Raw genomic sequence first — 13,221 nt, forward strand, 5'->3', positions numbered from 1 at the left:
ACTCTGCTAATGAATTTCCGATTGCTGATTTTCTAATCCGTTACCCTTTTCAAAATGAAAAAAGATCTTAAGAATAGAAAAGACGTCGAAAAATTGGTCAATGCTTTTTATGAGAAAGTGAGGACCGATACGGTTATAGGGTATTTGTTTAATGATGTGGCACATGTAAATTGGGACAGTCATTTACCCAAGATGTATGATTTTTGGGAGAATATTCTTTTTTACAACGGGAATTACAGCGGTAACCCAATGACCGTACACAAAGAACTGCATAAAAAAAGCAAGATGACGCAGCAGCATTTCCAACATTGGATCTTCTTATTTAAAACTACAGTAGATGAATTATTTTTCGGTAACAAAGCGGAAGAAATTAAAGAGAGAGCTTTTAATATCGCGAATGCCTTAATGGCAAAAACACTTTACGGAAACTAACGCTTTCACGACTGGAAATGAAAAAAGCGCTAACCTAAGAGGTTAACGCTTTTTCCCGAACATAATTAGAAAAGGAAACTTGAATTAATAATTTCTTATCTTATTTAGGCAAAAGTACATCTCCAATTACATGAATGATTCCGTTTGAAGTTTCTATGGAAGCAACAATTTCCGAACCGTTCACATACGTTTTTCCATCTTTTTTGGTGATTTTCACTTTCTGAGGCGTAACCATTTCAAATTCCTGACCATCCTGCATGTAATCGGTTTTTAAAACCCCCACATAGGTATGGTATTCCAAAATGGACTTCAGGTCTTCTTTTTTCTCCGGTTTCAATAAACCTTCCACAGTTCCGGCAGGCAACTTATCAAAAGCGGCATTGGTGGGTGCAAAAACGGTAAAGGGTCCCGCATTGCTTAAAGCATCTGCTAACCCGGCGGCTTTAACCGCTGTTACTAAGGTAGAGTGATCTTTACTTCCGGAAGCGGTTTGCACAATATTCGGACTCGAGGTTTCATCAACAACTCCGGATTGCCCAACACTTTCTGTTGATGCCGCATCTTCAGTGGCTTCGGAAGTAGCCTCGGTTTTTTTACATCCAAAGATGACCAATGCACTGGCTAATAAAAGTAGTTTAACTGATTTTTTCATACTGACTTTGTTTTTTATCATTCTGATTAATACCTGCAAGTTATGACCTATTCCACAAATATTTTATGAGTGTAATCATAAGAAAATCAATTTTTTAACTTTTTTTAAACGAATTATACGCCAAAACGCTACTACCTGCAACCAGCACTATCGCAGCTCCAAAAAGAAGCACATTTACATACGGAATCATCGTGTAACTGAAAGAAGCAATTCCTTGTACAGCCAAAATAATTTCATTGAGCAACACCCCTACCGAAAAAAGAATCAATCCGAAAAACGTTTTCTCAAATCTTGCAAAAAAGGAAGCTGCATGAATGTAGAAAAGTAAAAACAACGTAATAACAGCCAACAAAACAAGATGCAGATAAGCGATTACTATGGGCCTGAAACCAAAGGCAAGCTTGCTGACAAACGGTACCGTAGAGCCAAGCTGAAGCAATAATTTTATACTAACAGCGAATCCGACAAAAAGCAAAACGTACCGCAACGAAAAGCCGAGTTTCCATATCGCTTCCGATTTCTGTTTTAAAATGCCGTAAAGCAATCGGAACCAGGCATACCCCTGAATTACGGCAGCAATCACCACGATCACATAAAGCCAGCGTGGCAATTCCAACCATAAAACCGATAAAAAGTAAGCCGGGATACAGGAAGCGAAAAACAATTTGAACGAAGTGCCAAAGAAAGCGTCTTCAGTATTGTTAAGTCGAAAGAAATCAAAAAACAAGCCCATGCAGGCAAAGAAAAACCAGCCGTTATACTGAAAATGCAGGAAATAATAGATGGAAGCCAGGTACTCGTTCTGATGGATGTTCTTGGTCATCATCATATAAGCTAAAGCAAACGATCCCAGCGAAGAGATTACGTTAAAAAAAAGAGCCCCTTTAAACCAGTTTTTAAAAAGGAGTGTATTGTCTACCCGATTCAGATCTCTATAAAACGTAAAGGCAAAATAAAACGAAACCAGAATGGACAATACCGAAAAAATGGTGCAAATCATTCCATACCCCTGAAGGATAAAAAACACCAACATCCCATAGGAACAGATCAGGTTGAAAATAATGGTCTTTTTATACTTCTCGAACTTAAAATCGATTATTTTGTTTTGAAGCGTGTGAATCATCAGCACCATTAACGTATGACTGATCCAGCCTGTAAAAGCAAAATTGGAATGGGAAAGCTGCAGATTCTTTTGATTAAAATACGGAAACTCGAACCCGATTTTGTAACGCATCAGCAACCCCAACAAAGCGACTATAAACAGATTCACTAAGGAAAATCTCAGCCAAAATTTACTATCCGTCATCATTAGTAATAGATTTTGTGATTAACCATTTCGATTTTATTGGACTCTTTCATCCGGGAAAACACCCTGATAACCGTTTCGACCCGCAATCCGGTGAAATTAGCGATTTCCTGTCGGGTATAAGGCACCAGATGTTTTTCATCTTTTCCACAGTTTTTCTGGGCATTCAAAAAAGCGATAATCCGGAACTCCGGTTTTTGGTTGATGATGTCTTTGGCGAGTTTTGTTTTAGTGTAAATACGGTTGGCGAGCAAATTCAGGAAATGTTTCTGAATAAAAGGATATTCATCCAAAATCTTTAAAAAATTGTCTTTGGAGAGTTTAACTATTTTACAATCCCGAAAAGCCACAGCCGTAGCAGGATACTCCTTATCAATCAATAACGCAGGTTCACCAAAACTTTGTCCGCACGTAAAATAAGCCTGGGTAAATTCTTTCCCTTTGTCATTCGCATTAAACATCCTGACACAACCTTCCAGAATCTGGTAGTAAAATCCCGCTGTAGTATCTTCGTGGAAGATAACTTCATTTTTTTTATATTCCTTAGTGACTGCACCCCAAGAATACAATAAATCTAAATCTATCTGCATAAATAACGAATGATTGACGTGTGATTATTTCCTTTATTATTAACATTCCTTTCAGAATCAACAAAATAATTCCTTTAAATTTACTAAAAATATTACAAATACCACACAAAAGACACTATTGTCTTCAGGCAACTATTTAAGATTGCCCATTAAACAGGTATTCATTGCACCGATTTGGAACAACAACCTGTTATCGATACATCGCGATTCGTGTTTTCCGGATTTGACGTTCCGATTTATTGCGAAGGTACTGATGATGCAATATCCAACCTGCAACGGCGCCGATTACACTTCCTATAATAATATCAAAAAAACGGGTCGTAATCAAGTCGTTCGGATCGAATTTTAACGAATCCCCAACATCCGCCAGAAAAATGGTCAATGGTGTCATAAAAATAATTGCCATCGCATACTGTCGTACGATTAACGTTTCCACAATAAACTGTAACATTACAATGCTGCAGCAAATCCAGAACAGACTCAGTTCAAACCGGAGCAAAACCCAGGTTAGCAAAAGCCCCACAAAAGTTCCTAAAATACGCTGAAACGTTCTTCGCCAAACCTGTTGCAAGGTAACGCCCTGAATTACCGCCGCACACGAAATGGGCAGCCAATACGGATTATCCAATTTCAGCAATAAACCCGTCAGTAACGAAAGCGACATGAAAAAACCGATGACAATTGCTTCAAAAATCGTCGCATAATTGCGCTGCACCACGACCACGAACTCCGATTTAAAAAATGTGCCTTTGGTTATCAGCAAACTGTATACGAAAGCAATCACACAGGCCAGCATGGTTCCCATGGCGATTAACCCCACTTTTACCGGTATTCCCTCAAGATCAAAAGGCATACAACTGGCTATGGACGCTATCATTATGAAGAAAAAATTTCCCGGTGGTTTTAACTGGTAAAATCGGGATACCCAATGCACAAAAGCGGCAAAAAGTCCCAATACGATGGAAGACAAATACGGATTAAAACTGAACAGAACACCTATGGTAAACGCAAACACAAATCCGAAAGAACAAGCCAAAATGGTTACCATCCGTCGGGCCAGCGAACTGGCAGGCAAATACAGAAAAACCAATCCTCCAATACAAGCTGTTATTCCGTATGCCGGTTTATCCAAATAATAGCCAATAAACAACGGAGTTCCAACACATAAAGACGCCAAGAAAGGGACATGCCATGTTCGTTCGCTCTTCTTGTATCGGAAAAGCGATAAAATTTCAAATTGTAGTTGTTTGAGCGTAATCATGATCCTTCAAAATTACTCTTTTTAAAAGACAACACTGTGATTAATTTTCAAAAAACCACCACAATTCTTACTGCGTTGTAATGACTGTTCCACGATTAATAAGGCAATCTGAATCATGTTTCGCAATTCGCAAAGCGAGGTCGTTATTTGATATTGGTTGTATTTTCCTTCCACTTCTTTTTGCAGTGCTGTTAATCGGGCTTTTGCCGAAAGTAAATCGGCATCATTACGAACAATTCCCGCATTTTCCCTCATGAGTAACTGAAGTTCTTCTTCCGTTGTTTTTAAATAATTAGGCGGTATTTCTCCTTTCTGTATCGGGTGCCATTCTGAAAATTCGTGATTAACCGTTAAAGAAATCAATGAGGTACTTGAAATGTATTTGAAAATCCGGTCCGAAAACACCAAGGCTTCCAACAACGAATTCGATGCCAGCCGATTAGCCCCATGCAATCCGGTTCGGGAACATTCCCCACAGGCAAAAAGATGTTCGATGGATGTTTTTCCGTTTTTATCCACCACAATCCCTCCGCAGAGATAGTGTTGGGCGGGAACTACAGGAATCCATTCTTTGGCAATGTCAATCCCAAGATCTTTACAATGACGGTAAATCATTGGAAAATGATGATTAAATTCACTGATATCCAAATGCGTGCAATCCAAATAGACACATTTTTCCTGACGCTCTTTCAATTCTTTATAAATACTTTGTGAGACAATATCCCGCGAAGCCAATTCGCCTCTTGCATCGTAATCGAACATGAATCGTTGCCCGTTGGCATTACGCAAAAAAGCACCAAACCCACGAACGGCCTCTGAAATCAGGAACGTTTCTACCGAAGTTTCATCATACAAAGCCGTCGGATGAAACTGAATGAACTCCATGTCCTTGATTTTAGCATTGGCCCGGTAGGCCATGGCAATACCGTCACCCGTTGCAATTTCCGGATTCGTAGTATGTCCGTACACTTGCCCTATACCGCCGGTCGCCAAAATCGTATAGCCCGCTTTACAGATTTCGATGGTTCCGTCGTTTTCATTCATCACATAAACGCCGTAGCATCGGTTGTTTTGCAGTATCAGATCGAGAGCGAAATGGTATTCTAAAATCGTAATGTTTCTGGTTCGGTTAACCTGTTTTAAAATGGTGCGCTCAATTTCAAATCCGGTTTGGTCTTTGTGATGCACCACCCTGTTTTCCGAATGGCCGCCTTCTTTTCCCAAATCAAAATCGCCATCGGGATTCTTATCAAATTTGGCACCCCACGAAACCAATTCCTTAAAACGCTTTGGTCCTTCGGTCACCACCATTTCCACAATATCCGTATCGCAAATCCCATCTCCGGCTAGCAGCGTATCCTGAATGTGTTTGTCGTAGGAATCCTCAATCTCATCAATAACCACGGCAACACCGCCTTGAGCGTATTTGGTATTGGATTCCGCCTCTTCCGATTTGGTTATGATCGTAACTTTTCGTTCCGGAAAATGATTGGCGATTTTTAAGGCAAAGGTTAACCCCGCCACACCCGAACCAATGATTAAATAATCTGTTCTCATAGCTATTTTGATAATTCCAACATTCTTTCAATTGGGAGTAGTGCTTTTTCGCGGATGGTTTCCGGTACAATGATTTCCGGACTTTCATGTAACAGACAATCGTAGACTTTCTGCAACGTGTTCATTTTCATATAGGCACATTCACTGCACGCACAGGTATTGTCCTCGTTTGATGGTGCCGGAATTAATGTTTTTTCAGGCACTTCCTGTTGCATTTTGTACAATATTCCGGCTTCGGTGGCAATAATGAATTTCGCTTTACTGCTTTTCTTCACATAATCAATCATTCCGGCTGTCGAACCGATGTAATTCGCGGTTTTTAAAATATGCGTTTCCGATTCGGGATGCGCTATGATTTCAGCATCCGGATTTTTCTTGTGCAATGCAATCAGCTTGTCTAACGAAAACGCTTCATGCACTACACAAGAGCCATCCCACAACAACATTTTACGACCGGTTTTTTCAATAATGTATTTTCCTAAATTTTTATCGGGTGCGAATAGAATCGGTACGTCTTCCGGGATAGATTCTACGATTTTCACCGCATTGGATGAGGTGCAAACGATATCGCTCATCGCTTTAATTTCAGCCGAACAATTCACATACGTCACCACCATATGATCGGCATGTTTTAAAGCAAAAGCTCCGAAAAGATCTGGCGGACACGATTCGGCCAATGAACATCCGGCTTTCAGATCGGGAAGAATCACTTTTTTATTCGGGTTCAGAATTTTAGCGGTTTCAGCCATAAAATGTACGCCGGCAAAAAGAATGATATCCGCATCTACTTTGGCCGCTTCCTGGGATAATCCGAGGCTGTCACCCACATAATCCGCTATTTCCTGTATGTCGGCTTCCTGATAATAATGCGCCAGAATCACCGCATTTTTCTGTTTCTTTAACTCGAGTATTTTCTCTTTAAGATTTTTCATTGGTTCTCATTTTCATTAATCCCTTTCAGGTTGTAGGTTGTTAGTAGTGTTTTAAGTACGGGCAGTGTTATAAAAAGTAATCCGATAAAGATTCCGGTTCCGAAAAGTAAAAAAGCGATGTAAATCCAATGCGACTGCGATTGCATTTCGGAAAACGGAATGCCTTTGGTAAAATACATCCAATGACTTCGCTTCACTCCGGCCACGAGCAAACTCAGCCAGAAAAGCAGAAGCGAAACGTTAAAAATCCGGAAGCCTTTTTTGACGGACGAAAGATTAAAATCGGGTTGAATCTGATTGACGATAAACAATACCGAAGCCAATAAAATCGTCGTGTTGATTCCGATGGTCGTTCCCATCGAATGCGCTACTGTGATATGCGTACCGTGGGTGAAAAAATTGATGGCCGGAATGGAAAACAACAGGGCTAAAATCAGGTTCAGAAATACCCAGACATCAGCCATAACCAACAATTTATATGGTAACCAATTTTTTATTTTTGTTTCCTCCGGAAGGGATTTTCTCCATTCATAAATCATGTAAAATAAGATGATCCATTCGGTCATGCTGATGCCGTATGCGACATAGCGAACCCAAGGTGCTGTAGGAACAATATAGATATGATGCGCCCATCCGAACATTAAATTCGTTAATCCGAGAAAGTAAAAGAAGAACGATCTACGTTTCCTTCCGATGCTGTCGTCGCCTTTGATTTTTGCCATCAGATAAATCGCGGTACCGTACACCAGCATGTTCCAGGAACCTACGAAAGAACCGCCCGCCTTCCACTGAATGGCTAACGATTTGATAAAATTATTTTTTATATCGGGATGCAGCCACAAGTAAGCCTCGCTTAAATGATAAATCATAAAAAGGATTCCCGTGCCCCACATCCAGTAATAAACGGGCCAATTTCTGACTTTACCCACCATCGTTTTGTAATAATTAATACCGAACAACAACCAGCCGAACAATATCGGTAAAATCAGATACGGAGGAAATTCAAGGTATTCTTTCCCTCCGAAATTACCCGTGTAATAGCTGTAATAAATGGTGAGTCCGATTCCAAGAAAAAGAAAATAATGGATTTTCGACAACCGATCCGAATACAAACGAGGTGCTTCCGAATTGGACAAATAGTAATAAATGCCGCCGACAGCACAAAGAATAATCCAGGCGATAACACTGGTTACGTGGAAAGGCCGCAAACTGTTGAAAGGCAAAATCGCTTTAATGAATTCGGGCATAACGTATTGCAATCCGGACAAAATCCCGAAGATCATGCCCAGTAATAACGCCAGTAAAGCCGTGGCTAAGTATAGTAAGGATATTTTATTTCGCATCTTTATACTCGATATCAACCCATCCGTCCGATTGGATGGTCGCATTATAATTAGGATAATAACCGGACGCATCCACTTCTTTCAGAAACGTCACAATCGCTTCTTTCTCCGCTTCGGAAAAATGAAACTTGGGCATTGTTTTTATACCGCTGTTCAAAAAGGCTTTGATATATTCCGGGCCTTTGTTTTCGGCTGAAAAAACATTCGTTAAATCAGGTCCCAGATAACCGCCTAACCCGTACAACTGATGACAGGAAAAACAATTGTTCCGTTGCCAAAGTTCCTGTCCGTGCAAAGCTTTATCACTTAGCGGCGTTTCATATTGGGCATCGCTATTGGTATAAATCGTAAAATTGTAAAAGCTAAAAACACTCACCAAAGCAAGCATGCAACCAATATAAATTTTCGTTTTCTTATGTATCATAGGAGTCAAAAACAATAGAAGACAAAATTATCCTTAATAAAAACAAAGAAGTATGATTTTTATCAGTTTTTAATAAAATTAGAAGCGTAATATTTGCGAATTAAATTCAACGCAATGAAAAACAAACTAAGAACCAATAGCTTACACACCTTTCACATTCCGGTGATGGGATTGGCGTATACGATTGACAGTCCGATTCGCGTGGCCCAATATGGCATTTCGTCGGTGATTTCCATTATGGATGATGAACTCATTGAAAAGATGAACGCCTTTTACAGTAAGAAGTTTGATTTGCCCTATCAGGAAATTTCACAGAAAATAAGCGATTACAGAGCAAAACGAATCACGTCGTACCTAAACACCGTTGATAAAATCGTTACCGAGAAATTCGAGAATTTCAAAACGGAACTTTCGGAAAGCAAAACCGCTTTGGAAAATTACATCGCCATGCTGCCCAACAAATCGGAAATTAAAAAAGGACTGGAAAACTTCATTCAGGAAGGCTGTGTAATCAAAGAAAACATTAAAACCTATCTGGAAAAAAACCTGTATCCCGGCGAAATCGACATCAATATCATGACGAAAGTCGATAAGGACAATTATGACAAAAAGGAACAGCTTCCAGTTGAGTTCAACGATGCCCATGCGGCTTTGAGAGGATTTGCCAACAGTACTTTGAATTCATCGGTGGTTTTGTCGGCCGGAATGAACCCAAGATTGTACAGCTATTTCGAAACGTTTCCCGATTTCTTTCCGAACGAAAATGCCGAACTGAAGAAAAAAATCATTCTGAAAGTGAGCGATTTCCGTTCGGCGATGATACAGGGGAATTTTTTAGCTAAAAAAGGATTATGGGTTTCCGAATACCGTATCGAATCAGGATTAAATTGTGGCGGACACGCTTTTGCAACCGATGGCTTTTTATTAGGTCCGATTTTGGAAGAATTCAAACAGAAAAAAGAAAACCTGATCGCTTCGGCGCATGAATTAATGTGCAAAGCACTGCTACAGAAAAACCTTCCCGTACCCGAAACCCCGTTGGACCTGAAAATCACCGTACAAGGCGGCGTTGGAACAGCAGAAGAACATGAGTTTTTACTGGACTTTTACAAAACGGATTCCGTTGGTTGGGGTTCACCATTCCTGTTGGTTCCGGAAGCGACATCCTCGGATAATGATACCCGGGAATTGTTGGCAAAAGCCAAAGAAGAAGATCTTTATCTGAGTCACATTTCGCCTTTGGGCATTCCGTTTAACACTGTTCGAGGAACAACCAATGAACTACTGAGAGAAAAACGCATTCATGAAAACAAAGCCGGAAGTTCCTGTCCGAAAAAATACCTGGCACTGAGCAAACAGTACGATGAAAAAGGGCTTTGCACGGCTTCCCGAAAATATCAGGACATAAAACTGTCGGAACTGGAAACTGAAAAAGAAAATTTGTCGGATTCGGAATTCACCAAAAAACACAATGCCATAACGGAGAAATCCTGTCTTTGTATCGGGTTGGCCAATGCTTCGTTGTTGGAGAACAATATTAAAATCAAAGGCGAAGCTCAAGGTGTTGTGGTGTGTCCGGGACCCAATATTGCGTATTTTGACCGACAATATTCCTTATCCGAAATGGTACAGCACATTTACGGCTACAAATCGGTATTGAACAACGTGGTACGTCCAAACATGTTTGTTAAGGAACTGTCGTTGTATCTGAACTATTTTAAAAAGGAAGTCGGCGAAGCGTTCGAAAAAGAAAATGCGGCACAACAAAAGAAGCTGACTGCTTTCAAGGAAAACCTGTTATCGGGCATCGAGTATTACAGGAACCTGTTTACTGTCGGTAATTATTTTCAGAAAGAGAGAGAAATGATTCAGTACGAACTGCAAAAGTATAAAGCAGAACTCGAAACCATAGAACTCGGAGTATTGGTTTAATAAAAAAGGCTTGAAAATTCAAGCCTTTTTTTTAATATCTCAGGAAAGTACTGCCGGATTTTATTCCCAACGCGAGTTCTTCCAGAGTGGTATCTTCCAACATTATGGTCAGTTCCCCACGAATGGATTTGAATTTATCATGCACAGGACAGGGATGGTCTTCGGAACAATCGCTCAATCCCAAACCGCAACCCCTGAAAATGGAATCGCCGTCAATGGCTTCGACTATTTCGACCAACTTGATTTCTTTCAATCGGAATTTTTCGATACTGAAGCCGCCACCTACCCCCTTAGCGGAACTCACAATGTTGCGATGCACCAGCTTCTGTAGTATTTTGGCAGTAAAAGCGACCGGGGAATCAATTTCCTCCGCAATTTCTTTTTGTCCGACTCTATTATTTTTCAAGGATTCTGAAGCTATAAAAATAGTAGCCCTGATTCCGTATTCACATGCTTTAGAAAACATAGTCAATTAGGTATTGATTAAATGATGTGCTAATCACCCTGCAAAATACGAATTTTGATGTTCATTCAAAACCGGTTCACAAAGTAATCACGATATTTTTTTTAAACGATGAAAAAAACGGAATCAATCGTGCGAAGAATCCAAACAAGCATCGAAACTACCAGTATTCTATTCTAAATTTTTTATCATCCAGACCGGGCAGGACGAATGTCCGGTACAACCCATTGGTGCCTCAAGATAGTCAAATCCGGATTTCTGATATAATTTTTGGGCGGCTTCCATATACGGCATGGTTTCGAGATAGCATTGTTTGAATCCGAATGCCTTCGCTTTGTCAAGACAGGTTTCCATCATCTTCACTCCTATTCCCAAACCACGGGTTTCCGGCAGAAAATACATTTTCTGCAGCTCACAAACTTCCGGCGAACCGTTAGCCAATGGTGCTATTCCGGCACAACCGATGATCTTATTATCCTTTTCCACCACAAAATAAGCCGATTGGGGTTCGGCATACGTTTCAAACATACAATCCAACTGTGGATCGGCATAGGCTGTACCCACTTTCGGTACATTAAATTCTTCCAAAACACTTCGGATTACTTTGGCAACCGAAACATTATCTGCTTTTTGGATTTCTCTGATTATCACTTCACTCATTCTTAAGAAATAGCTTATTTTTGTACCGTGAAGATACATGAATTTTACATAAAACGCTGCATTGAACTGGCCAAAAATGGTTTGGGAACTACTTACCCGAATCCGTTGGTAGGCAGCGTGATTGTGTATGACGGAAAAATCATCGGCGAAGGCTGGCACCGTAAAGCAGGAAAACCGCATGCGGAAGTTAACGCCGTGAATTCAGTTAAAGACAAATCGCTCTTATCCAAAGCTACGATTTATGTCAGCCTGGAACCTTGCAGTCATTTCGGAAAAACACCTCCGTGTTGCGATTTGATTATTGCGCACAAAATCCCGAATGTGGTTATCGGAACCATCGATCCGTTTGCAAAAGTATCCGGAAGCGGCATTAAAAAACTCATGGAAGCCGGTAAGAATGTCACAGTGGGTATTTTGGAAGACGAATGCAACGAACTCAACAAACGTTTCTTTACGTTTCATCAGAAAAAAAGGCCGTATATTATCTTGAAATGGGCGGAAACGGCAGATGGTTATATTGCGCCGCTGACCAAAAAAGAACAAAAACCGGTTTGGATTACCAATCCGTATTCCAGACAGTTGGCGCACAAATGGCGTAGTGAGGAACAGGCGATTCTCGTGGGCACACAAACCGTTCTGGACGACAATCCGAAATTGGATGTTCGCGATTGGTCGGGAGAAAATCCGATTCGTGTGGTATTGGACAGAACCGGGAAAATTTCAGAAGAATATGCTGTTAAAGACCTTAAGACCAAAACGATTATCATAACGGAGAATCAAAATTTCAAGAATTCTGATAATCTTTTTTATGAAAATTGTACCTTTGATAATTCTTTGGCTTTCCAAATTACCGACGTGCTTTTTCGACACGAAATCCAGTCGGTTATCATTGAAGGCGGAAGAGCAACTTTACAAACATTTATCGATGCGAATCTTTGGGATGAAGCCCTGATTTTCAAAGGAAATGTGAGTTTTACAAACGGAACGTCGGCCCCAAATCTTTCAGGAAAACTAACCGAAAAGCAAACTGTTTTGGATGACGAACTATTAATTTTCAGAAATGTATGATCGATACAATTATATTTGATTTCGGAAACGTTTTTATCAATTTGAGTCAGGAGGCTCCTTTTGATCATATGCGAAAAATAGGTTTGGTATGCTGGAACGAAGATTTGGACAGCCTGAACAAACGCTACGAAAAAGGAAAAATTGACGAGTTGCAGTTTTTTACGGGTTTTCAGCGCTATATTCCCAACAAAGAACTGGACGAAATACGGGAGGCATGGAACAGCATTTTGCTGGATTTTCCATTGTACCGTCTGGAATTTTTACAACGTTTATCCCAAAAATACCGCTTGTTCCTGTTAAGCAATACCGACAGAACCCACATTGAGAAATTCGAACATAAGGTGGGTATGACATTTGCCCGCGAATTCTATCAGTGTTTTGAGAAAGTGTATTTGTCGTATGAAATCGGTTTGCGCAAACCCGACCCGGAAGTTTTCAATTACATCATCAACCGACACGATTTGAATCCGAAGAAGACCCTTTTTGTAGACGATAACAAGCACAATACAGATGTCGCAGCCAATTTGGGCATGCACATTTGGAACCTTGAAGTAGGCAAAGAAGACGTCGTGGATTTGTTCGAAAAAACCTGGTAACACTT

General features: G+C 40.3%; 14 protein-coding genes. 4 read left to right on the plus strand and 10 right to left on the minus strand.

Going from position 1 to position 13,221, the window contains the following annotated elements:
* The first annotated feature begins 54 nt into the window (after nucleotides 1–54).
* Nucleotides 55–432 (plus strand): group III truncated hemoglobin, encoded by a 378-nt coding sequence (locus tag BLQ05_RS00970; RefSeq protein WP_023575274.1) that lies wholly within the window; start codon nucleotides 55–57, stop codon nucleotides 430–432.
* A 100-nt stretch (nucleotides 433–532) separates the two neighbouring features.
* On the opposite strand, the gene BLQ05_RS00975 is transcribed toward BLQ05_RS00970, so the two are convergent.
* The 8 genes from BLQ05_RS00975 to BLQ05_RS01010 form a co-directional block, all read right to left on the minus strand.
* Nucleotides 533–1,084, minus strand: coding sequence for a fasciclin domain-containing protein (locus tag BLQ05_RS00975; protein WP_035654017.1), 552 nt, complete (start codon nucleotides 1,082–1,084; stop codon nucleotides 533–535).
* Nucleotides 1,085–1,178: 94 nt separating this feature from the next.
* The gene (locus BLQ05_RS00980; protein ID WP_074460078.1) at nucleotides 1,179–2,393 is read right to left on the minus strand and encodes a hypothetical protein; all 1,215 of its coding nucleotides are present in this window, start codon (nucleotides 2,391–2,393) and stop codon (nucleotides 1,179–1,181) included.
* A complete protein-coding gene (locus tag BLQ05_RS00985; RefSeq protein WP_023575276.1) occupies nucleotides 2,393–2,980 on the minus strand; it encodes a Crp/Fnr family transcriptional regulator in 588 nt (195 codons plus the stop codon). Before BLQ05_RS00985 ends, BLQ05_RS00980 begins: the two co-directional genes overlap by 1 nt.
* A gap of 190 nt (nucleotides 2,981–3,170) precedes the next feature.
* Nucleotides 3,171–4,241: an FUSC family protein gene (locus BLQ05_RS00990; RefSeq protein ID WP_035653823.1), complete on the minus strand. Its 1,071-nt coding sequence runs from the start codon at nucleotides 4,239–4,241 to the stop codon at nucleotides 3,171–3,173.
* A gap of 21 nt (nucleotides 4,242–4,262) precedes the next feature.
* Entirely contained in the window at nucleotides 4,263–5,798 is a 1,536-nt protein-coding gene (gene nadB / locus BLQ05_RS00995; protein WP_023575279.1) for an L-aspartate oxidase, read from the minus strand.
* 2 nt (nucleotides 5,799–5,800) lie between these two features.
* Nucleotides 5,801–6,730, minus strand: a complete 930-nt coding sequence (nadA, locus tag BLQ05_RS01000; RefSeq protein ID WP_035653825.1) for a quinolinate synthase NadA — start codon at nucleotides 6,728–6,730, stop codon at nucleotides 5,801–5,803.
* Complete coding sequence (locus tag BLQ05_RS01005) at nucleotides 6,727–8,073, minus strand: cbb3-type cytochrome c oxidase subunit I (RefSeq protein ID WP_074460079.1); 1,347 nt, start codon at nucleotides 8,071–8,073, stop codon at nucleotides 6,727–6,729. The genes nadA and BLQ05_RS01005 overlap by 4 nt, the downstream gene beginning before the upstream one ends.
* Nucleotides 8,063–8,497, minus strand: coding sequence for a c-type cytochrome (locus tag BLQ05_RS01010; protein ID WP_074460080.1), 435 nt, complete (start codon nucleotides 8,495–8,497; stop codon nucleotides 8,063–8,065). Before BLQ05_RS01010 ends, BLQ05_RS01005 begins: the two co-directional genes overlap by 11 nt.
* A gap of 114 nt (nucleotides 8,498–8,611) precedes the next feature.
* Between BLQ05_RS01010 and BLQ05_RS01015 the strand changes: the two genes are divergently transcribed.
* Nucleotides 8,612–10,429: a hypothetical protein gene (locus tag BLQ05_RS01015; protein ID WP_023575283.1), complete on the plus strand. Its 1,818-nt coding sequence runs from the start codon at nucleotides 8,612–8,614 to the stop codon at nucleotides 10,427–10,429.
* 31 nt (nucleotides 10,430–10,460) lie between these two features.
* Here BLQ05_RS01015 and BLQ05_RS01020 read toward each other — a convergent pair whose 3' ends face one another.
* Both BLQ05_RS01020 and BLQ05_RS01025 read right to left on the minus strand, forming a co-directional pair.
* Nucleotides 10,461–10,895 carry an RrF2 family transcriptional regulator gene (locus BLQ05_RS01020; protein ID WP_023575284.1) on the minus strand — a complete coding sequence of 145 codons (435 nt, stop codon included), beginning with the start codon at nucleotides 10,893–10,895 and terminating at the stop codon, nucleotides 10,461–10,463.
* Between the two features lie 168 nt (nucleotides 10,896–11,063).
* On the minus strand, nucleotides 11,064–11,552 hold the full coding sequence (locus BLQ05_RS01025) for a GNAT family N-acetyltransferase (RefSeq protein WP_035654025.1): 489 nt from the start codon (nucleotides 11,550–11,552) through the stop codon (nucleotides 11,064–11,066).
* A 27-nt stretch (nucleotides 11,553–11,579) separates the two neighbouring features.
* Between BLQ05_RS01025 and ribD the strand changes: the two genes are divergently transcribed.
* Together ribD and BLQ05_RS01035 are read left to right on the plus strand one after the other, a co-directional pair.
* On the plus strand, nucleotides 11,580–12,620 hold the full coding sequence (gene ribD / locus BLQ05_RS01030; RefSeq protein WP_035653827.1) for a bifunctional diaminohydroxyphosphoribosylaminopyrimidine deaminase/5-amino-6-(5-phosphoribosylamino)uracil reductase RibD: 1,041 nt from the start codon (nucleotides 11,580–11,582) through the stop codon (nucleotides 12,618–12,620).
* Complete coding sequence (locus BLQ05_RS01035) at nucleotides 12,617–13,216, plus strand: HAD family hydrolase (RefSeq protein WP_035653829.1); 600 nt, start codon at nucleotides 12,617–12,619, stop codon at nucleotides 13,214–13,216. Before ribD ends, BLQ05_RS01035 begins: the two co-directional genes overlap by 4 nt.
* The last annotated feature ends 5 nt before the right edge of the window (nucleotides 13,217–13,221 follow it).

Origin of the sequence: Flavobacterium saliperosum (genome assembly GCF_900100625.1) — a bacterium.
Lineage (GTDB): Bacteria > Bacteroidota > Bacteroidia > Flavobacteriales > Flavobacteriaceae > Flavobacterium > Flavobacterium saliperosum.